Genomic DNA, 21,449 nt, shown 5'->3' with positions numbered 1-21,449 from the left:
ATATAGATGTAATGAAATACGATAAATCTGTTTTTCTTAGAATTGCGCTAACAATATCCGATGTCGCGTCTGTTGTATCAGCGTTGGCGCTAGCGTATTATTTTCGGGTAAATATTGACAGTCGACCATTTTATTTCGAGGCGCATACCTTTAATTTTTTGATTTTGGCGGTTAGTTTTGTGCCGCTCTGGCTGATCGTCAACCGCGTTTCCGGCCTGTATGATCGCGCGATCTTTCTTTATCGTCCCAAGGAATATGGTAGAATCTTCTTGGCGTCGATCTTTAATGTGATGGCGTTGATTGCATTTAGTTATTTTTCCGGTGAAGAAATTTTCCCGGTTCGAATTATTCCTATTTATTTTATCGCGATTAATTTTATCTTGATGATTGCGGGGCGAGAAATTGTTCGAGTTGTCAATCGACTACTTATTCGTGGTGGAATTGGGCGCCATAAAGTTTTGCTTGTGGGCAATAATGTTCGCGCGACAGAGTTGGCGGAGTTTTTTGCGACAAATATCGACTACGGATACGACGTTTTGGGGATGGTTTCAAGGCCAGAATTTTTGCCGATTAAAAATTGCCCGCGCCATTTTTCTACTTTTCGTGAGGCGGTTTCAAAATTTCGACCAGAAATTATAATTCACACCGATAATGTTAGAAGTGAAGAAATTTACAATTTTGCTATCGAAAAACACCTCAGTTATATGTTTGTACCTCAGCAAGATAGGCTTTTGTCGTCACTCAATACCGTTGAGATCGTCGGCGGACTGCCAATTATTGATATTAAAGTAACTAAACTTTTTGGAATTGGTCGCGTTTGGAAGCGTTTTATGGATTTTTCTATAAGTCTCGTGACGCTATTGATTTTTTCTCCAATTATGTTATTGATAGCAATTTTGATGAAGATTTTTTCGCCAAAGGATTCGATCTTCTTCCGCCAGGTGCGTTTGACGAGGTTTAATCGAGAATTTTATATCTATAAATTCCGTTCACAAAAGGCAGAATTTGATGGTCTTACACCAGAAGAAGCATTCGAAAAAATGGGCAAGCCAGAACTTGCTAAAAAATATCGTGAAAACGGTGACCAATTGGATGATGATCCGCGCGTGACTAAGATTGGCGCGCTCCTTCGCAAAACCTCTTTGGATGAGTTGCCGCAACTCTTTAATGTTTTGAAAGGTGAGATTTCTCTTGTGGGGCCGCGCGCTTTGATTCCGCAAGAAATCAACCAATACAAGAAAAAGGATGTAATTTTGGCAGTTAAGTCGGGCGTGACGGGACTAGCGCAGGTGTCGGGCAGGCGAGATATTTCTTTCGATGAGAGGCGCAGATTGGACGTTTATTATGTCCAAAACTGGTCGATTTTGCTCGACATTCAGATTTTATTTAAGACCGTGGCGAGCGTGATTTTTCGAAGAGGGGCAAAATAATGCCAGAGAAAAATCAGCCCAAAATCGCCATCGTAACAGATTGGTTGACAACTTATGGCGGGGCGGAAAAAGTTGTTTTGGCGGTGAGCGAGATTTTTCCGGATGCGCCTATTTTTACTTCGCAATATTCTGAGAAAGAAGTCAAGTGGTTTGAGGATAAGGATATTAGGACGGGTTGGGTTAATTTTTTCTCACCCAGACTCAGAAAGTTTTTGGGCGTATTTAGGGCGATTTATTTTTCGAGATTGGACTTATCTGAATATGATGTCGTGATTTCGATCTGTTGCGCAGAAAGTAAGGCGATAAAAACGAGAAATGACCAACTTCATGTTTCATATCTTCAAGGTCCACCAACCCAATACTATTGGGCAATGTTTGACGATTATGTCAAGAACCCAGGTTTTGGCAAGTTGAATTTTTTGGTGAGATTTTTTTTCAAACTTTTAGTTAAGCCGCTTAGAAATTTAGACTATAAATTTGCGCAAAGGCCAGACTTTTTAGTTGCTAATTCTACTTATTCTCAAGATGAAATTGCTAAATATTATGGTAGAGAATCGCAAATCATCTTTCCGCCAGTTGATGCGGAGAAGTTTGAAATTTCTTCCGAGACGGGCGATTACTTTATCTCTACATCTCGTCAAGTTAATTGGAAAAGGCTTGATTTAGCAGTTGAAGTTTTTAAGAAAAATGGTGTAAAATTAAAACTTGTCGGAACTGGAGCAGAGCATGAAAAACTCAAAAATCTCGCTGAAAATTCGCCAAATATTGAATTTATTTCTCCGATTCACGACACTGAAAAACTCTCGCAAATTGTGGCCGAGGCGCACGGATTTGTCTTTCCTAGCCTTGAGCCGTTTGGAATTGCGCCTATTGAGGCGTTGAGTGCTGGCGTTCCAGTGGTGGCTTTCAGTCAGGGCGGGGCGCGCGATTATATTATTGAGGGCAAAAACGGCGTATTCTTTGACGAGCAGACAGTCGAAAGTCTTGAGGAAGCGATTAAGAAATTCGAAAAGATAAATTTTGATAAAAAAGAAATTTCAAAAACGGCTAAAAAATTCTCAGAAGACAATTTTAAGAAATATTTTGCAGAATTTGTCAATGGAAAAATTTCAGAAAAATTAAGTCCAGAAGGTCAAAATGACGACATCCGCCATTAAAATCATCGCGCTAATTGCGATGTTGATTGACCATATTGGTTATTATTTTTACGATCAATTTGGACAATGGGGGCCGATGCTTCGTCTGATTGGTCGCGTGGCGTTTCCGCTATTTATTTTTGCGTTTATTTGGGGATATTATCATATAAAAAATAGAAGATTGCAACTTTTTCGGCTCTATCTTTTTGGTGTTTTGATGAGCATTATTAACCTTGTTTTTCTTTATTTTTGGCAAGAAAAGACGGTTAAATTTTACCCGCAACACAATATTTTTCTTAATTTTTTATTTATCGGGATCGGAATTTCGATTTTAGAAAACCTCAAAAATAATTGGCGCAAATCTCTTAAAATTCTCCTAGTGGCTTTCGTGTCAGTCTTGCTTCACGCGATTATTTTACGAGTGATGAATTGGGATGAAATGGAGGGAAAGATCCTCTCTGGATTTTTGCCGTCGATTTTTTACCTGGAATATCATTTTTGGTTTGTGATTTTGGGAATACTACTTTATATTTTTCGAAATTCGAAATTAGCGATTGTGATAATTATGCTAATGTTTTCTGGCTGGCATTTTTTGACCACAAGTCCGATTGAGCCATTCCAGCAGGGGATGATGTTTGTGGCGGTGATTTTTATGCTTGCATATAATGGACGGAAAGGCGCCAATCTTAAATGGCTTTTTTATGTAATTTATCCGCTTCATATTGTGATTTTATATCTGATTTTTGTTGCTGGTCTCTAACTTGACCACGCTTATGTTTTTATGGTATAATTCTTATGAAAATATAATTAACGGAGAAAATTATGAGTCAAAAGGACGAAAGAAAAGAAAATTATTATTTTAAGAAACAGCGCGTTGGCTTGGTGCTTGTTGGTGGTTTTATGAGCTTGATGCTTGTTTTTGCGCTCTCTCCTGCGATGGCTGGGCTTATTGCGCAAATCCAAAACTCTGTCAATACTGCGAGAACTGCCTCTTTGGTGATGAAAGAAACTGGCCCTGGAGCTTCTGGTGAAGTAAGTTGTGAGAGTAAGTTGGGGGCAGGAAATTCACATACTTGTGGAACTATCAATAAGTATGGAGGCACTAATGAGCCACTAATTCCTGGTAAGCCAGCTAAAGAAACTACAATTAAAATCTCTAACACAGGGGATATTCCTGCTAATGCTTTCACTGTTAAGGGAGAGGCTTGCTCGGCTTCTGCTTTTGCTGGTGCTTCGTATTCAGGTGCTGGCACAAACACTCTTTGCGAAAAGGTTAAAGTTGTTCTAAAATCTGGCGCTACTACTATTTTTGAAGGCACCGCTAAGCAATTCCAAGATGCTCAAACCATTAACCTGCTTGAAAAACTCGGAAAGCAAACAATCAATCCTAATGATGAGATTCCTTTAACTTTTGCCGTATCTCTTGACAATTCTGCTGACGCAACCCATCAGGGACTTCAAATTTCTCAACCTATAACTTGGCAATTTGGTGCGTAGGAGTGAATTTGCTATAATATAAAATATGCTTAACATAGGGAAGAAGTCTTTAATTTTTATCTCAACAGTAGTCTTGCTAATGGTAGGATTATTGTTGGGGTCTTTCCTTTTGGGATATAGATTTTTCTTCATAGAAACTCCAAGTATGGGGACGACTGCTCCTGTTGGTTCTTTGGTTATTTCTAAGGATAAAAATCAATATTCTAAAGACGATATTATATCTTTTTATAGAAGTGGTAAAATTTATACACATAGGATTATTGAAGAAAATCGTGATGGCACATTTAAGACAAAAGGTGATTTGAATGATTTTGCTGATTCTTTGCCTGTTGAGAAATATAATATTATCGGATCAGCTGTATTCATTGGGAAGTATATTGGCTGGATCTGGCGTGCATTGCCAATATTGACGATTGGCCTGATTATTGTTTATCTCATTTCTTGTATCAAGAGAATTGATGAGCCGTGGCGTTGGCCAATTAGGTTGATAGGATATTCTGTTGTTGTGATGATAGCGACCTTTATACTCAACCCTTGGATGAGAGTTCAAATGCTTGGCTATGCTCCTAATACCGAAAAGGGCGCCAATATGCGGATTGTTAATACTGGCATTTTCCCGATAAGGGATGAAAAGGGTGGTCGATTTTTTGCTGGAGAAACTAATACCGTCCACTTGACTGAAATTGATGATCAGGGGAGGTTTGTATATATCCCTCGACCGTCTCTTGGTTTTTGGGGGATGGTTTTGGTTGCGCTATGGTGCTTAATTCCGTTAATCGTGGCTTTAATGGTGGATATTCCTGATTCAAGATATGTGGATGAACTTACGCCCGATCAAATAGCCAAGGAAAAGCGGATAAATTTTATATTGTTTGCAGCTATTATTGCTATTTCTGTTTTGATTTTGGTTCTCCAGCTATCTTCATTGGCGGCATTTACAGCAAGAATTTCGAATAGTCAGAATATAGCTCGGACAAACAGTTATTTTACATGTGGAGCAACTCAATCGCACTACGCTAAGCCTAAACCTACTTTTGCATATCAGATGAATTCGATTATGGCAAGTCATAATAATCTCGCGGGGACAGACTCTCAAGGTAGGGCCAGAAATGGACAGCCTCGAGGAAACTTTACCGTAGATAGAGCTTCGAATATCTGCTCTCGCGATGGTGGAACTCCTTTGGTTTTTAACGGTGCAGATACTTGTATCGCTGACTCCTCGGCCCGCTTAGTAAGTCCTACTAATTTTTCGCTCGAAGCTTGGTTTAAAACTTCGAAAAAATCTAATGGTAAAATTATGGGTTTCGGCAACGATCCCTTCACTGGAGACAGCAAAAACGACCGCAATTTATATATAGACAAAAACGGCCAAATTGTCTTCGGGCTGTTTTATGGAAGCATAACTTTTATAAATAGTCCAGCTGGCAGAAATTACGCTGACAATAATTGGCATCATGTGATTGTTTCTTTCTCTACAACTGCTGGAACTTCCCTGTATCTGGACGGTCAGTTGGTGGCTAATAGTTCCTCGATGACGAGGGCGGAAGATACCACTGGATACTGGAAGATAGGTTGCGGTAGGCTTGCTAACTGGCGGCATGCGGACAATACGCGATTTGATGGACCAATTCACTTTACGGGATCTATCAGGAATGCGGCGCTTTACGATACAATTTTGACGCCGTTTCAGGTTAAAGAGCATTATGATATTGGGAAGTTGTATTGATGTCGCGTCATTTTAGGAAAATTCGTCGCAGTGTATTTAGAAATAATCCTAAATATTTAGACCAAGATTTTACTGATTACGCCAAAATCGGAATGATTGTGGAGCGAGTTAATGCGGTAGAGTTAAGGATGAATCAAGTTATTGCTGCGTATTATGTTTCTCCAGATAAGCAAAGTGCTTTTATGGAGGATTTTATGTTTGCTGGCAGACTTCGACTCAACGATAAAATCAAAGTTTTTACTTCTATCCTAAAGAGAAAAAACATTCCGTTTGACCATAAAAGTTTTGAGCGATGGATGAATATCCGCAATATGGTTGCGCATGGTGTTCCGAGTCAAGACTATCATTCTCGAAGGGGGATTTTGTCTTTTAACGGGCGGATTTACGATATTGAAACCGAATTTCGAGATTTTGAAAGACTTCAAAGTAAAATTGAAGCAATTTTTGAAGCGCTATAGACACTTAAAGCGAAATTAAAGCCGTTTTAGCGTAAAATAGAATTATGAAGTTATTGATTGTTGAAGATGACAGGGCGATTCGTGAGGCGCTAAAAGAGGGACTTGAAGATGAGAAATATGCCGTTGATGTGGCTGAGGATGGTCAAGAGGGCTATTTGACGGCTCAAGCCAGCGATTACGACGCTATAATTATGGATGTGATGATGCCTGAGATGGATGGATTTGAGGTCGTTAAAAAGTTGCGCGAGGACGGTAATTCTACGCCGATTTTGATGTTGACGGCCAAATCCGAGGTTGAGGATACGGTGGCAGGACTTGACTTTGGTGCGGATGATTATCTGGCTAAGCCGTTTAATTTTGAAGTTCTCTTGGCACGGATTCGAGCGCTTCTTCGACGGCCAAAAGATAAAATTGATGAAGTTCTGCGCGTGGCGGATCTTTCCCTCGATCCTGCTACCAAGGCTGTTGAGCGGGCGGGTAGTCCGATCAAACTCACGGCCAAAGAATACACTGTACTTGAATTCTTGATGAGAAATGCTGGCACTGTCCGCTCCAAAGATGATATTATCGCACATTGTTGGGATTTTGATAGTGATATTTTACCTAACAATGTTGAAATTTTTGTGATGTTTTTAAGAAGAAAAATCGACAAGCCATTTGATAAAAAATTGATTCACACGGTTTCTGGATTTGGCTATAAAATAGAGGATTTGTCAAATGAAAAATAATCAGGTTTTGCGACTTTCGGCCAGTTATTTAGCGGTAATTATGGCGATTTCGATCTTTTTCTCGGTTGTAATTTTTGCAATTTTTTCAGTAAATATGTCGCAAAAGCCTCCGCGTAACCAAGAAGGGGCGGAATTCCAACTTCGAGAGAAAGAATTTTTTTCTTTTTTTGAGAATCGTTTGATAGAACAGCAAGAATATGCCAAAGCACAGATAATTTCTTCGCTTGTCGTGATGAATTTGGCGATTTTGGTGCTGGGCGGATTTGTCAGTCTTGGGCTTGCTAGGTGGACTCTCCGCCCAATTGAGGAGAATTTTGAACTCCAATCTCAGTTTATTTCTGATGCAAGCCACGAGATTAGGACGCCTCTGGCGGCGATGTTGGCGGTTAACCAGATTGCGCTGAGGAAGCCTAAATTAACAGATCAAAAATCGCGAGAAATCTTGCAAAAAAATGTGGCAGAAATCCAAAATCTCTCCAATTTGGCAGAAAATTTGCTTAATTTGACAAAAGTAGACAAAAGTGATGTAAAGATTGAAGAATTTTCTTCTTCTGTGGCTATTGAATCTGTTGTTGAAAAATTAAAAAATAAGGCAATGATGAAAAATATTAAGATTGAAAAATCTAATTTTGACTGTAAAATAAAATCCAATCGGTTGGCAATTGGGCAGATTTTAACAATTTTCTTAGATAATGCTATAAAATATTCTGATAAAAATTCAATTATAAAAATTCGAAGTAAAAAAGATAGAAGAGTTGCGATTTTCGAAGTTGAAGATAACGGCGAGGGTATTTCGAAAGAGAATCAGAGCAGGATTTTTGAGCGGTTTTGTAGAGTTGATTCTGCCAGAACTCGTGGCGAAGCAGATAAATCTCACGGCTTAGGTCTCGCGATCGCTAAAAAGTTGGCAGAAAAGAATAATTTTGAGATTTTTGTGAAGAGTGAAATTGGTAAAGGCTCAACCTTTGGCATAAAAATTAAGTAATAAATCCGCTAAATGCTTGCGCTTATTGCGTGGAGATGGTAAAATAATCTTATGGATATTGGAAAATTCTTAAAGTGGTTTTTTGAGCAGGATATGATTCAGGCGACTGTGGTTATAATTCTTGCGATTACTGCAAGTTGGTTGATGCACCGTGTGATTGATGTTTTGTTTCATTATCAGAGGCGGATTGGCAGATATAAGCGGAGCGAAGATCTTCAAAAGCGTTCACGCACGCTTTCTCGGATAACCAAGACTGCGCTCGATATTGTGATTTGGATCTATGCGGTTATTTTGTTTTTGAGTGAAATTGGCGTTGATGTTGCTAAGATGATGACTGGGGCTGGGCTGATTGGTGCGCTGATTGGTTTTGGTGCGCAAAATACGATTCGTGATATTTTGGCCGGCTTCTTTATCGTTTTGGAAAATCAGTATCGTGTGGGCGATATTATTGAAATTCAGATTGCCGGTCGGCTGATGACTGGTAAGGTGGAGAACATGTCGCTAAGGATTACGCAGATTCGTGACCGTGAAGGTAAACTCCATAGCATTAGAAATGGTGCCAGCGAGGCTACAACCAATATGTCCTTCAGATATGCCAATGTCAATTTTAAGGTCGGCGTGGCGTATGATACGGATATAGATCATCTAGAAAAGGTGATAAATGAGGTTGGCTTAAAGATGGCAGAAGATGATAGATTTGCTAAAATTATTATTGAGCCGATTAGATTTGTGCGGATTTCTGCGTTCAAGGAAAGTGAGATCGAGATCAATTGTCTTGGTCGCGTTAAGGCGGGCGAGCAGTATTCAATTACGGGTGAATTTAGGCGAATGCTGAAGAAGGCATTTGACCAAAATGGCATCGAGTTTCCATTTCCGCAAGTTGTGGTTCATGATCAGGCTTCGATTTCAAAGAGAATCTCTGGATATGCGGCGGCTGGTAGGCTAATCGCCAAAGCAAAAAACAACCCGCCAGCTAAGCGGGTTTAGGTATTATAGCGATTGGGGCAATTTTCATAATCGCCTACACGGCAATGATTGCACCAATCTTTGTCGCAGGCGCCACCAATATCTGGTTTTTCTTCGATGTTTTGAGGTGCTTTTTTCTCCTTGAAGCGCAAATCCCCGTAATGGATATATTTTTTATATCCCGTGAGCCGCTTGAATCCAAGACAGATCGCGTTCATCTGGCGCCTCTCCACGTATCCCGCTATGGGATTAATGGAGATTTTCATTTCGGCAGTTTTTGCGAGATGTTTGTGTGAAACGGTGTAAATTGCCATAATTTCACCCCTTTCTAATGTTCCAAAGTGATTTAATTATAACACATTATTCTCAATAAATCAAGGTGAGAAATATTTGCTAAAATTGGATTTTAGTGCTATAATGAAAGCATAAACTTAATGGGAGGGAAAATGAACGATAAGCCGATTAATGTAAACAGTGAAATCGGAAATCTCAAAACAGTAATTTTACACCGTCCAGGTAAAGAACTTGAAGGTTTGACGCCGGATTATTTGGAGCGATTGCTTTTTGACGATATTCCATATCTTGAAAAGGCTCAAGAGGAGCACGATAAATTTGCTGAGGTTTTGCGCGAACGCGGTGTAGAAGTGCTTTACCTTGACCAACTCGCTGCAGAGGCGCTTTATAATGATGAAATCAAATGGCGCTTCATCTCTGATATTGTGCGCGCATCCAAGCAAGGTGAGCGAGAAATTACGCATGATTTGATGCGCTATTTGGGCAGTTTTGAGCCGCTCGAACTTGTTCGAAAGATCATGGCCGGCGTTAAAAAAGATGAAATTAAGGCCAAAACAGAAACAGTTCATCTCAATAATTTCTTCGCAGATGACTATCCATTTATTCTTGACCCAATGCCAAATCTTTACTTTACGCGCGACCCAGCCGCCGCGATTGGTAATGGCCTCACAATCAATAAGATGAAGTTTGCTGCTCGCCGCCGCGAGAGTCTATTTATGGAGTATATCATCCGTTATCACCCACGATTTGCTTCAACTAAAACTGGTGAAGAAGTGCCAATTTGGTTTGATCGATACAATAAATTCTCGATGGAGGGTGGTGATGAACTTGTTCTTTCCAAAGAAGTTCTCGCGATCGGCGTTTCTCAGCGTACTACGGCTGAAGCGATTGAAAAAACTGCTGCTAAACTCTTTGAATTCTCAGATTTTAAGAAGATTTTAGCGATTGAAATTCCTGCGATTCGTGCGTTTATGCACCTTGACACAGTTTTCACGATGATTGACCGCAACAAATTTACCGTTCATCCTGAGATTTTAACAGGTGAGGGCGAACTTAATATTTATATTCTTGAAGATTCTGGCATTCCTGGACAGCCAAAAATCACTCACAAGAAAAACCTCAAGCAAACTCTCGAAGAAGTTTTGGGGCTCGAAGAAGCCATTCTTATCCCTTGTGGTGATGGCGACCCAATTGCTGCCGCTCGTGAGCAGTGGAATGATGGCTCCAACACTTTGGCGATTGCGCCGGGCGTAGTGGTGACTTATGACCGTAACTATGTAACTAACGAGGCGCTTCGACGAGCGGGCATTGAAGTTATCGAGGTTGAAGGTGCCGAACTCGGTCGAGGCCGAGGAGGTCCACGTTGTATGTCAATGCCAATTTGGAGGGAGGAAATTTAATGGCTTTCAATCTTAAAAATCGAAATTTCTTAACGCTTCTTGACTTCACGCCAGAAGAAATCGGCTTTATGCTCGATGTGGCGGCAGAATACAAGCGTTTGAAGCGGGCGGGCATTCCGCACAAAATCCACGACGGCAAACAGATTGCTTTGCTTTTCGAAAAGGCCTCAACTCGTACTCGAACCGCCTTCACTGTGGCGGCGCGAGATCTCGGTATTCACCCAGAATTTTTGGGCAAAGATGATATTCAGATGGGTAAAAAAGAATCCATCGCTGACACTGCTAAAGTTCTTGGTCGAAGTTTCGACGGTATCGAATTCCGTGGCTTTGAGCATAAAACCGTTGAAGAACTTGCCGCTCATGCTGGTGTTCCAGTCTGGAATGGCTTGACGGATCAATATCATCCAACGCAGATTTTGGCTGACTTTTTGACAATTCAAGAGCATCTTGGCCGCCTCAAAGGTGTTAAATTGGTCTTTGTCGGCGATGGTCGCAACAATATGGCTAACTCCTTGATGATTGGATCGGCAAAAATGGGTCTTGACTTTCGTATCGCTGCGCCAAATGGCCTTCATCCAGAAGATTCTTTGATTGAAAAGTGTCGCGAGATAGCAACCAAGACTGGCGCCAAGATCACTATCACTGATGATGTCTTTGCGGCTGTTCATGGTGCAGATGTGATTTATACGGACGTTTGGGTTTCGATGGGTGAAGAAGATAAATACGAAGAACGCATCAAACTTCTCCAGCCATACCAAGTTAATCGCCGTTTGATGGCAGCAACTGGTAACCCAAATGTCAAATTTATGCACTGCTTACCAGCCTTTCACGATCTCGACACTAAGGTCATGAAAGAAATGCACGAAAAATTTGGCATTACGGAGATGGAAGTCACGGACGATGTATTTTCGAGCGAGGCGTCGATTGTCTTCGATGAGGCCGAAAACCGAATGCATACAATTAAAGCGATTATGGCGCTTACGCTGTAATTTGAAACGGGCGGAGATTTCTTCGCCCATTTCATCATTTCTGCCCGTAATTTTATCTTTTCGAGCGAGAAGATAAAACAGCGGGTGGGAAAATATCAATAAATAATAGGAGACGAAATGGTTGAAAAAGAACCTTCGAAGGTTGTAAAATCTCCTTCGAAAAAGAAAAAAGTTTTCAAATCGCCAAATGCGTTCAGCGTTTTGTTTGCGATTATCGCCTTGATTGTTGGCTTGACTTGGATTATTCCAAGCGGACAATATGAGCGAGTTGGTGAAGGTGACAACGCTAAGATCGTTCAGGGCTCATACAAACAGATTGAAAAGGTCCAAGTTACAGAAAAAGTTGACGAAACTACTGGTGAAAAAACCACTGAAACTACCGACCTTCGACAAGGTGTTTGGGATTTCTTCTTGGCGCCAGTTAAGGGTATGATTAGCCGTATCGATGTGATATTGTTCGTGTTGATTCTTGGTGGCTTCCTTGGTGTTGTGATGAAAACCAAGGCTTTGGATGCTGCTCTCGGCGGACTTTTGATTAAAATGAAAGGCCGAGAAAAGTGGTTGATTCCAATTCTGATGACGCTTTTTGCAATTGGTGGAACGACTTACGGTATGCAAGAAGAGGCTGTGGCTTTTTATGCATTGGTTGTGCCAATTATGTTGGCGGCTGGCTACAATACTATGACATCTGTTATGGTGATTGTGCTTGGTGCTGGATCGGGTGTTTTAGCTTCAACAATCAACCCGTTCTCAACAGGTGTTGCTGCTAAGGCGGCGGATGTTTCTTTAGGAAATATTATTGGAGTTCAGGGATTGATTTTGGCGCTAACTTTGGGTGCTTCGATTTTCTTCACGATGCGATATGCTGCCAAAGTTAAGGCTGGTAAAATCAAAGAAGAAGGCTTGAAATCTTCCAAGATTGCTGCGCTCGATATGGGTAATTTGCCAAAATATACTTTGGAGCGAAAGTTCATCGTTGGAGTATTTGGTGTTACATTTGCGATTATGATCCTTTCACTTATTCCTTGGAGTAAGTTTAACATCAATATCTTCCAAGATATTCACAATTATTTTGTAGAATTGCCTGGAATTGGTGCGTTGTTTGGCTTCCGCCACGCTTTGCCATTTGGTGATTGGTATTTTAATGAGATCTCTGCATTATTCTTGATTTCTGCTTTCTTGATGGGTATTATCTATCGAGAAGAATTCAAGAAAGAAAATACCACTATGACGGATTCTTTCCTTGCGGGTGTTTCTGATATGGTGAGTGTTGCATTCATCATCGCTGTCGCTGCAGCGATTGGTGAGATTATGACTGCGGGCCAAATTCAAGATACCATTGTTTATTGGGGTGAAATGGCTCTAAAAAATGTGCCAAAACCGCTTGTTGGTGTTTTGACATATATTTTCTACATTCCAATGTCATTTATTATTCCTTCAAGTTCTGGTCTTGCGACGGCTTCTATGCCAATTATTGCGCCGGTTGCAGAACTTGCTGGATCTTCTAAAGAAGTTGCAGTTGTGGCATTTGCGACTGCGAGCGGTGTGCTCAATATGATTGCACCAACAATTGCCTCACTCTTGGCCGGACTTTCAATAGCGGGAGTTTCTTACAAGGCTTGGGTAAAGAGAACTCTGCCAATTATGGCTGTTTTTGTGGCGATTTCTTTGGCTGTGATTTTCTTTATGGGAATTGGACGATAGATTTTAAATCTATCAAAACAGTCTCGGTTTTAGATCGAGACTGTTTTATTTTTGCCTGAAAAAATATATAATGTAAATATGAAATTACTGAGTGATCAAGTTGATGAAAAAGAAATTGCGGTGATTCTGCGGGAATTGGCCAAAACTCGCGATATTACGGGTGACGCGGTTGAATTTGGCTGCTTTGTTGGCACGACATCTGTTTTTTTGGCGAAAGAAATTGAAAAGTGGGGCAATGAAAAATCTCTCTGGCTTTACGATTCCTTTGAGGGATTGCCAGAAAAATCTCAAGAAGACGTCAACTCTCTCGGTGAAGCCTTCAAAAAGGGTGAACTTCTCGCTACTAAAAAGCAACTTATCGCCAATCTTCGAAAGTCTGGTGTTCAAAAAATGCCTCGTATCACCAAGGGCTGGTTCAACTCTCTTGACAAAAGTCAAATCCCGCCCAAGATTTCTTTTGCCTTTCTTGACGGTGATTATTATCGCTCGATTCTTGATCCGCTTGAACTGATATGGAATAATCTCGAGAGTGGTGCGATTGTTGTGGTGGACGATTACGGCAATCACGCCCTACCTGGCGCGTCTAAAGCAGTTGATGAATGGTGTAAAAAATACAACATTTCTAAAAAGGTTGAAGCCACGCTGGCGATCTTTATGAAACCTTAAAGATTATTGACAGGGGGGGGCGAAGTGTGATAATATCAAGGGGTAGTATTTTAACTAAGAAGGAAGTTGAAGTATTTACTGGAGCCAGCACAAGAATGGCGTCTCGGATTTTAGAGAGTACTTTACAAGGAGGAAGAAAATGACTAAGTTTGATGTTATTGTATTTAGTAATGATAACGAATGTCCTGAAAGTGGAGATATCGGCGGTGGTGGATGCCCACAATGCGAGGACTGGTAAATTTTCTTTCGTTTAAATGAGCTATAAGGCGAAACCTGCTTCGCCTTTTTCTATATTTAAGAAAGGTGTAAGATGAAATTATCTTCAAGAATCAAACTAAAAACTCTGGTAGCATTCCTTAGAGGAAGGCGAGAATCGGTGATTATCGATATTTTGAGTAGCGATACTTTGACGGATAAATTTATTTTTTGGGCTGTCAGGATTTTTTTGAAGAAAAATTCCAAGTTTGAAAAACAATGGAAGAAGGATTTTACGGATTATTACACTACAATTTTTCTATTTAGGAATTTTGAAGATTTGAGAAAATTTGATATTTCTCAGAAGATGACCTTTGCGGAAAATCCCGTCGAAAAACCAACTCTATTGGGGAAAGCTCTAGGTTATCCTGATTTTGCGATTGAGGATTTTGTTGAATTGAATGGCAGCATTACGCCTGGCGATCGAATCGGTATTAAGTGCTTTGAATGGGGATATGACGGCTTTGTTTGCCGCGCAGAAAACTTCGATAAAATGAAATCTTGGCTAATTGAGCAAAAAATCCCGCTTAAAAAGTCATAATCTCAGACAATGAAACTGGCAAGTGGAGAAAGTGGACATTGGCTGAATATGAAGAAAAATTCGCTCAAAATTATCTCAAAAAGTAGTAAAAACCTATTGCGCTCGCGCTTAAAATACGATAAAATATAGTTATTAAGGCGTTTAAGCTTTTTGGGAGGTGCGCGTAAAAATCGCATATCTTCTTGACTTTTGCTAATTTTTTTGATAGAATAGACAACAGACTTGCGTTAAAACAATAAAATTCATTACAGAAAGAATAGGTCGAAACGCGTAAGTTTCCATTAAAAAAGGAGAATTCCAATGCCAATCAAAGTCAATTTTCCTCCATCAAGGAAGAAAATGATTGAGGTTGATGTGGTGCCTGCTGAATGGCAACGCTACATTGAACATAAATAGGGTGAAAAATAAAAAATAACCTCTCTCGGGAGGTTATTTATTTTGTTTGAAAATGCTAAAGTTTATTTGATGGCGTTTTCAATTGCTTCACGGAATTTGGAATCGTCGCCATATGTATTGCTATCCAACTTTTGTCCGTTGAGAATCAAGGTTGGTGTTGCGTTAACTTTGAGTTCTTTTCCGGTCAATTTATCGAAGCGGATTTTTTTGTTTATAGCATCACTCTTCATATCTTCTTTGAATTTTTCAAGATCAAGGCCGATTTCTTTGGCGTATTTTTCATAAAAATTGCCTCGCTCGCTGATAGTTGCTGGGCTCCACTCGCTCTGTTTTTCAAATAGAAGAGAGTGCATTTGATCATACTTTCCTTGAAGGCCTGCTGCTTCTGCCGCTGCTGCTGCGCTCAATGCGTTTGGGTGGCCTTCTAGCGGGAAATTGCGGAAGATAACGGTCATTTTACCTTTATATTCTTCTGCTAAAGCCTTGATTTTAGTGCTCATTGTGGCACATGATGGACATTGATAATCTCCATACTCGATCAAAACAGCCTTTTGATTCTTGGTTTCATTTTGGAAAATATGTTCTTTGATCTCACCAGTATTTTTATCGGCTGAGATTATTTTATTGAGGTCGTATTTGCTTAGGTCGATTTTATTTTGGTTGGAAAAATAAAGCATCAAGCCCATAAAACCAACAAAAATCGCCGCAAAAATTATTAAAGTTTTCTTCTCCATAAACTCCTTTCAATTAGTTCATTTCAAATTATACCACAAATAAGCACAAAAAGGTAGTGTTTAGGGGGTCAGTATGATACAATAAAATTATGATATTTTTTGCCGTAATTGTTTATTTGGTGCTGGTCTTTGTGCTTTCTATTAAGGAGAAAGAAGTTGAATTTTCTGAATTCGAGATTAACCGACGCGTCAGCGAAGGCGATAAAAGAGCCGAGAAATTGCTCATTAAGAAGCGAGTGGTGCCACTTTTCAACCGTGTACGGGGATTTTTGGCGACAGCATTGGCGATTTTACTGGCGCTGATTGTGGCTGGAATGCTGAAATTCTGGGATGCTAACCTTGTGGTTTTTGGTTTGATCGGGGCAGGATTTATTTTGTCTCGGACAGATTTTGCCAGAGGGGTGTCAAAAAAGATTTTTAAGGAAATTTCGCCCAAAATTTACGCTGTATTTATGAGTTTGAAGCCAAAAACGCAGAAAAAGTTGCTCAAACTTTCCGCGCCCAAGCCCTATACACCGCATTCTATGGTGGAACTCTTGGACTTTTTGCGGGGGCAAAAGAAGATTCTCTCCGAGCAGGAGACAATTTGGTGGGAGCAGATTGCGAGACTTCACGAAGAAAGGGTAGGAGATTGGGCAGAAAACTTGGATCTACTCGATATACTTCATGAAAAGGACCTGCTAACGCCTCTTGTAATTGATGAACTTTTCAAAACTAAGCGGGAGATTTTCCCAGTAATGGATGTAGAAAACAAAGCAGTGCTTGGTGTGGTTAAAATGTCTGAGATTGGGCAGATTTCTGTGGACTCTAAGCGTGTGCGGACTGTAATGGAAAGAGAATTTTTGACCCTTTCAGCCGACAAATCGGTCCTTGACTCGCTCGAAACGCTCCTTGCCACAAGCCAAACATTCGCGGTGGTGAAAAATAAAAAGGGGCAACATCTGGGTCTGCTCCATCTGGAAACACTTTTGCCTAAGATTAAAAACAAATAGAACCATTCAATAGTAGACTTTTGAGTATGGATGTTGCTTTTTAGATTATAAATTGTTTTTACCTATATCTTGTGCTAAGATAAAAGAATGATTCACCAAATGAATCTTCAAGACAGGTATTTTAATTATATCTTAAACGGCACTAAAAGAATTGAATTACGCCTCGCAGATGAAAAGCGTCAGTTGATAAAATTAGGGGATAATATTGTGTTTTTTTAATAGTCTGGGAGAAAACTTCTCCGCTACCGTTATCGGATTGAATAAATATAGATCTTTTGAAGAATTTTTTTGTGATTTTGAAATTGATATTTTAGCAGATAGATCTATGACCAAAAAGGAGTTATTGGAGATTTTGAGCGAGTTCTATGATCAAGACAAGCAACAAAAGTATGGCGTATTAGGTATACGAGTTGAGTTATAAGTATAAAAGGAGATTTTCGGGAATCTCCTTTTGTTGTGTCGGAAGATAAGAGATTGTTGACTGAAATAAATTCGCTTTTTATCTTAAAATATGCTAAAATATAGACAGATTGAAAATATAAATTTTATACAGTTTTAGGAGAAATATGCGGACACTTACCAAAGATACCGTCGGCAAAATCGGCGAAAAAATTACAGTAAAGGGTTGGGTAAACGCTCGGCGTGACCACGGAGGGCTTATATTTATTGATTTGCGCGATGCGGGCGGGATTTTACAGTTGGTGATTTCTCCAGATACGGCCGGCTTTGACTTGGCTGAAAAGGCTCGGGACGAATTTGTCATCTCTGCGGTGGGCGTTATTGCTGAGCGGGCGGAGAATTTGAAGAATCCGCGCGTCGAAACAGGCGCTATCGAGATGATTGTGGAGCAGTTCGAAGTGCTCAATACTTCGGCTCCGTTGCCGATTTCTGTGGATGATGAGAATATTTCTGGCGAGGAACTTCGGCTTAAATATAGATTCTTGGACCTTCGACGGCCTAAAATGAACAAAATGCTTCGTCGGCGGGCAGAATTTTACCGTGAAATTAGGAAATTTATGGAAGCCCACGATTTTACAGAGGTGGCGACACCGATTTTGGCAAATTCTAGCCCCGAGGGTGCGCGAGATTTCCTCATTCCAAGCCGCGTTCATCCCGGCAAATTTTACGCTTTGCCGCAGGCTCCACAGCAGTTCAAGCAACTTTTGATGGTGGGCGGAATTGAAAAGTATTACCAGATTGCGACTTGCTTCCGAGATGAAGATCCTCGTGCGGATAGGCTGTATGGCGATTTTTACCAACTTGATTTGGAGCGAGCCTTTGTAGAAAGTGGTGAAGAAATTCGAAGCGAAATGGAAGTTTTGATCAAAGATTTGGTTGAAAATTTTGCTGGCAAAGAACTGCTTTCCAGTGAAATCCCACGCATCCCTTATATGGAAGCAATGGAGCGATATGGCTCAGACAAGCCTGACCTGCGTTTTGGTATGGAGTTGATTGATTTGAGTGAAGTTCTTGCTTCGACCGAGTTTGGCGTCTTCAAGAACGCCGAGGTTGTCAAAGCGATCCGCGTCGAAAATGGCGCAAGCCTCAGTCGAAAACAGATTGATAACTTTACTGAAATCGCCAAAAGCGAGGGTGCAGGTGGTTTGGCTTATATTATTATTGAAGAAAATGGCGAGCCTAAATCGCCGATTGCTAAATTTTTGACAGAAAGTGAGATTGATGGCATAATTTATAAGACTGGTGCGCAGGCTGGCGACGCAATTTTCTTTGGTGCGGATAAGAGAGAGGTGGTCAATAAAGTTCTTGGTCGACTTCGAAATGAATTTGCCTCGCACTTCAATCTTAAGGACGAAAACACCGTTGCGCTCGCGTGGATTACTGATTTTCCGTTTTATGAATTTGACGAGAAAAATCAAAAAGTTGACTTTGGTCATAATCCTTTCTCTATGCCAAAAGGTGGTGTTGAGGCGCTTCGAAACGCCAAAACTGATGCCGAAAAACTCGCCATTGTCGCCGATCAATATGATATGGTGATGAACGGTTATGAGATCTGCTCGGGTGCTGTTCGAAATCATAATCCAGAGGTGATGTATGAGGCGTTTGGCGTGCTTGGATACGATAAAGATTATGTTGAAGAAAAGTTTGGCGCGATGCTTAATGCCTTCAAATTTGGTGCGCCGCCGCACGCGGGTTGCGCCTTTGGCTTGGATCGAATCTTTATGATTTTGATGAATGAAGACAATATTCGTGAAGTCGTGGCATTCCCAAAGAATGGTTCGGGCGTTGACTTGATGATGAGTAGCCCAAGTTTTGTTGAAGGTTCTCAATTGGATGAACTTAAAATTCAGGCGAAGGAAGATGAAGAATAAAATCGTGCGATTAAAGGTTGGAGTTGTCATAATGGGGCTGGCCGTATTGGTGTTTTCTGGTACTTCTTGGGCAGAGAAGCGTGCTTTTGAGCCTAAGATTCCGACTTCCACGCAACTTGACAAAGTTGGTTTAGAATGCTCCAATATTAAAACTCACTTAAAGAAATTACGATCAACAGATGCTCTTAAGCGTGTTAATTTGGGGCAAAACTACGAGAATATCTCCAATAATTTAATGGAAAAATTGAATCTTGCTGCAGTTTCAAATAAAATGAATGCGGCGGAACTTGTGGCAATCTCTGCTGAATTCTCTGAAAATTTTAACTTTTTCAAAGAAAATTATCAGATATACGAGCGAGAATTGATGAAAACTATTGATACAGATTGCAGTAAAAATTACAGCGATTTTTATAAAGAATTGGAAAGATTACGCTATCTTCGTGAAGAATTAAATTTCAATACTAAGAAGTTGGGTGAGATTTCCAAGAAGTATCTTGAAGTCGTCGATAAATTCAAGAGCGGAGTTAAGTGATGAGATTTTATAACATAGTTAAAGAAAAATTCAAGACTAATAAATTGATGTTTTTCGTTTTTGGCGCGATATTTTTAGCAATTTTGGCCGTATCGGCGAGCCTTTGGTTGTACTATTTTAGTGGTGCAGCGCAACTTGATCTGAGCCGGCCAAGTTATCAAGAGGCGCGTGAGCAGGCTAAGCGAGAAAAACTTCAAGAGGAAAAGCAGAAAAAAACTGCTGAAGAGTGGAATCTGGATGGAAATTTGACTTCGAAAAAGTTGGCAGAATTCGAAAAAATCTTTTCCGAAAGAATGAAAAAAATCGAAGGCGACTTCTTCGACCAGAAAACTTTGAGCGACGAAACTCTCAACTTAACAGATGAAAATAAGGAAAGGACAGAATAATGGCGTTTTTGAACCCAGCCGATTTTATCATTACTCGTAAGCGAAAACTATATAAATTTGCGCTGTTCAACAACTCTTCGATTTGTTTTGAGTTTGACGAATGGCAAAAAAGTGGTGAAATAACTAATCTTGAAATTGGCGCTGGAACGGGATTATTTTCAGAAAAACTAGCGCTAAAAAACCCATCTAAAACATTTCTTGCGGTAGATATCAAGGCTGATAGATTGGTGAAGGGTGCGATTCAAGCGGAAAAAGACGGCGTAAAAAATATCAGATTTTTGCGCGCGCGTGGCGACCAACTTCTTGAAATTGTTGATAGAAACTCTGTAAAACACCTTTGGATTACTTTCCCAGATCCTTATCCTCGCTCCAGAAACGCTGGTCGTCGTTTGACGCATCCGACTTTTTTGAAGATTTATGCTCAACTTCTCGCTGAGGGCGGTGCGCTTTATTTTAAGACTGATGCTTTGGAGTTGTTCCAATGGAGTCTTGAGCAGTTAGTTGCGGAAGGTTGGACTATAGATCGACTTAGTTTTGATCTTCATGAGAGTGATCTGAATGATAACTATAAAGTAATGACTACTTACGAAGAGCGCTTTGTTGGTGCAGGTCTAAAAATTAACTTTGTCAGGGCTATTCCGCCAAAAAATCAATAAAAGTCTTGAAATTTGAGTTAATGTGCGGTATAATGAAAAAGTATTCCGGCATAGCTCAGTGGTAGAGCGGTTGGCTGTTAACCAATAGGTCGCTGGTTCGAGCCCAGCTGCCGGAGCCAAATTTGGATAGAACCACCTTTCGCAAGAAGGGTGGTTTTTAGTTGAAAAATTATTTCCCTTATGTTAAAATATTCTTAATGAATAGTGGGAGGAATATGCAATCAATAGAAAAATCTAAAAAATATAAATGGCTTAAAGTTGTCTGCATCTTATTTTTAACCATTTTCATTATTGTTGGCGGTTTTGCATTTTTTGATAAATATGAAATAAAAAACAAGGCTAAGTACACTGCTGTTTGTGGTGATGGCGATATGGTTAAGGCTAATAAAATTATTAACTATGACCAAGACCTATCTACTAACGAGAATATTTCTAAATTCGCTAAAGAGATAAAGAGTAGGAAGGGTTATGATGAAGACATAAACTGTTTGAATATCTTATTCGCAGTAACACTTGGGCCTACTAAGTATATACCTAAAGAAGAATTTGGGCGCCTTATTGATAAATATGAAGAATTATTAAAGCTATCGGGATTTGATAGTAGAATTGAGAGAATTATACCCGTAAAAACCTTAAGGAGCTTGTAAG

23 protein-coding genes and 1 tRNA gene are annotated in these 21,449 nt (G+C 40.1%); 22 read left to right on the top strand and 2 right to left on the bottom strand.

All coding sequences use genetic code 11. The annotated features are described in order from the left end of the window. Positions 1 to 11 precede the first annotated feature (11 nt). The 9 genes from Q4A21_03300 to Q4A21_03260 all read left to right on the top strand — a co-directional run bounded on the left by Q4A21_03300 (position 12) and on the right by Q4A21_03260 (position 8,947). Positions 12 to 1,430, top strand: coding sequence for a sugar transferase (locus Q4A21_03300; protein MDO4902546.1), 1,419 nt, complete (start codon positions 12 to 14; stop codon positions 1,428 to 1,430). After that, a complete protein-coding gene (locus tag Q4A21_03295; GenBank protein MDO4902545.1) occupies positions 1,430 to 2,587 on the top strand; it encodes a glycosyltransferase in 1,158 nt (385 codons plus the stop codon). Before Q4A21_03300 ends, Q4A21_03295 begins: the two co-directional genes overlap by 1 nt. Next, the gene (locus tag Q4A21_03290) at positions 2,568 to 3,326 is read left to right on the top strand and encodes a TraX family protein (GenBank protein ID MDO4902544.1); all 759 of its coding nucleotides are present in this window, start codon (positions 2,568 to 2,570) and stop codon (positions 3,324 to 3,326) included. The genes Q4A21_03295 and Q4A21_03290 overlap by 20 nt, the downstream gene beginning before the upstream one ends. Before the next feature lie 62 nt (positions 3,327 to 3,388). Continuing rightward, positions 3,389 to 4,063 carry a hypothetical protein gene (locus Q4A21_03285; GenBank protein ID MDO4902543.1) on the top strand — a complete coding sequence of 225 codons (675 nt, stop codon included), beginning with the start codon at positions 3,389 to 3,391 and terminating at the stop codon, positions 4,061 to 4,063. Positions 4,064 to 4,088: 25 nt separating this feature from the next. Then, a complete protein-coding gene (locus Q4A21_03280) occupies positions 4,089 to 5,789 on the top strand; it encodes a LamG-like jellyroll fold domain-containing protein (GenBank protein ID MDO4902542.1) in 1,701 nt (566 codons plus the stop codon). Beyond that, the gene (locus Q4A21_03275; protein MDO4902541.1) at positions 5,789 to 6,247 is read left to right on the top strand and encodes a hypothetical protein; all 459 of its coding nucleotides are present in this window, start codon (positions 5,789 to 5,791) and stop codon (positions 6,245 to 6,247) included. Before Q4A21_03280 ends, Q4A21_03275 begins: the two co-directional genes overlap by 1 nt. Positions 6,248 to 6,291: 44 nt before the next feature. Beyond that, positions 6,292 to 6,975 carry a response regulator transcription factor gene (locus Q4A21_03270; protein MDO4902540.1) on the top strand — a complete coding sequence of 228 codons (684 nt, stop codon included), beginning with the start codon at positions 6,292 to 6,294 and terminating at the stop codon, positions 6,973 to 6,975. Then, a complete protein-coding gene (locus tag Q4A21_03265; GenBank protein MDO4902539.1) occupies positions 6,965 to 7,960 on the top strand; it encodes a HAMP domain-containing sensor histidine kinase in 996 nt (331 codons plus the stop codon). The genes Q4A21_03270 and Q4A21_03265 overlap by 11 nt, the downstream gene beginning before the upstream one ends. A gap of 51 nt (positions 7,961 to 8,011) precedes the next feature. After that, positions 8,012 to 8,947, top strand: coding sequence for a mechanosensitive ion channel family protein (locus Q4A21_03260; GenBank protein MDO4902538.1), 936 nt, complete (start codon positions 8,012 to 8,014; stop codon positions 8,945 to 8,947). Here the strand turns inward: Q4A21_03260 and Q4A21_03255 are convergent. Further along, positions 8,944 to 9,240, bottom strand: coding sequence for a hypothetical protein (locus Q4A21_03255; GenBank protein MDO4902537.1), 297 nt, complete (start codon positions 9,238 to 9,240; stop codon positions 8,944 to 8,946). The genes Q4A21_03260 and Q4A21_03255 overlap by 4 nt on opposite strands. Positions 9,241 to 9,372: 132 nt before the next feature. Here Q4A21_03255 and arcA point away from each other — a divergent pair, with 132 nt between their 5' ends. From arcA to Q4A21_03230, 5 genes are all read left to right on the top strand, one after another. After that, entirely contained in the window at positions 9,373 to 10,620 is a 1,248-nt protein-coding gene (gene arcA / locus Q4A21_03250) for an arginine deiminase (GenBank protein MDO4902536.1), read from the top strand. Then, positions 10,620 to 11,609, top strand: a complete 990-nt coding sequence (gene argF / locus Q4A21_03245; GenBank protein MDO4902535.1) for an ornithine carbamoyltransferase — start codon at positions 10,620 to 10,622, stop codon at positions 11,607 to 11,609. Before arcA ends, argF begins: the two co-directional genes overlap by 1 nt. 117 nt (positions 11,610 to 11,726) lie before the next feature. After that, positions 11,727 to 13,313, top strand: a complete 1,587-nt coding sequence (locus Q4A21_03240) for a YfcC family protein (GenBank protein MDO4902534.1) — start codon at positions 11,727 to 11,729, stop codon at positions 13,311 to 13,313. A 78-nt stretch (positions 13,314 to 13,391) separates the two neighbouring features. Then, entirely contained in the window at positions 13,392 to 13,979 is a 588-nt protein-coding gene (locus Q4A21_03235; GenBank protein MDO4902533.1) for a TylF/MycF/NovP-related O-methyltransferase, read from the top strand. Positions 13,980 to 14,289: 310 nt separating this feature from the next. Beyond that, positions 14,290 to 14,775 carry a hypothetical protein gene (locus tag Q4A21_03230; GenBank protein MDO4902532.1) on the top strand — a complete coding sequence of 162 codons (486 nt, stop codon included), beginning with the start codon at positions 14,290 to 14,292 and terminating at the stop codon, positions 14,773 to 14,775. Between the two features lie 458 nt (positions 14,776 to 15,233). On the opposite strand, the gene Q4A21_03225 is transcribed toward Q4A21_03230, so the two are convergent. Beyond that, positions 15,234 to 15,905, bottom strand: a complete 672-nt coding sequence (locus tag Q4A21_03225; GenBank protein ID MDO4902531.1) for a thioredoxin domain-containing protein — start codon at positions 15,903 to 15,905, stop codon at positions 15,234 to 15,236. A gap of 89 nt (positions 15,906 to 15,994) precedes the next feature. Between Q4A21_03225 and Q4A21_03220 the strand changes: the two genes are divergently transcribed. The 8 genes from Q4A21_03220 (at position 15,995) to Q4A21_03185 (ending at position 21,448) form a co-directional block, all read left to right on the top strand. Next, entirely contained in the window at positions 15,995 to 16,897 is a 903-nt protein-coding gene (locus Q4A21_03220; GenBank protein MDO4902530.1) for a hypothetical protein, read from the top strand. A gap of 205 nt (positions 16,898 to 17,102) precedes the next feature. Beyond that, positions 17,103 to 17,318 carry a hypothetical protein gene (locus Q4A21_03215; protein ID MDO4902529.1) on the top strand — a complete coding sequence of 72 codons (216 nt, stop codon included), beginning with the start codon at positions 17,103 to 17,105 and terminating at the stop codon, positions 17,316 to 17,318. 145 nt (positions 17,319 to 17,463) lie between these two features. Next, the gene (gene aspS / locus Q4A21_03210) at positions 17,464 to 19,227 is read left to right on the top strand and encodes an aspartate--tRNA ligase (GenBank protein ID MDO4902528.1); all 1,764 of its coding nucleotides are present in this window, start codon (positions 17,464 to 17,466) and stop codon (positions 19,225 to 19,227) included. Continuing rightward, the gene (locus Q4A21_03205; protein MDO4902527.1) at positions 19,217 to 19,759 is read left to right on the top strand and encodes a hypothetical protein; all 543 of its coding nucleotides are present in this window, start codon (positions 19,217 to 19,219) and stop codon (positions 19,757 to 19,759) included. Before aspS ends, Q4A21_03205 begins: the two co-directional genes overlap by 11 nt. Beyond that, a complete protein-coding gene (locus Q4A21_03200) occupies positions 19,759 to 20,145 on the top strand; it encodes a hypothetical protein (protein ID MDO4902526.1) in 387 nt (128 codons plus the stop codon). The genes Q4A21_03205 and Q4A21_03200 overlap by 1 nt, the downstream gene beginning before the upstream one ends. Next, complete coding sequence (trmB, locus tag Q4A21_03195; protein MDO4902525.1) at positions 20,145 to 20,801, top strand: tRNA (guanosine(46)-N7)-methyltransferase TrmB; 657 nt, start codon at positions 20,145 to 20,147, stop codon at positions 20,799 to 20,801. Before Q4A21_03200 ends, trmB begins: the two co-directional genes overlap by 1 nt. Positions 20,802 to 20,845: 44 nt before the next feature. Next, positions 20,846 to 20,920: transfer RNA gene (locus Q4A21_03190), tRNA-Asn, on the top strand. Positions 20,921 to 20,998: 78 nt separating this feature from the next. Beyond that, entirely contained in the window at positions 20,999 to 21,448 is a 450-nt protein-coding gene (locus tag Q4A21_03185) for a hypothetical protein (GenBank protein MDO4902524.1), read from the top strand. Position 21,449 lies beyond the last annotated feature (1 nt).

The organism is bacterium, assembly GCA_030530825.1.
GTDB lineage: Bacteria > Patescibacteriota > Saccharimonadia > Saccharimonadales > Saccharimonadaceae > Nanogingivalis.
The sequence above is the reverse complement of the archived record's forward strand: the minus strand, read 5'-3'. Positions and strand labels throughout refer to the sequence as shown.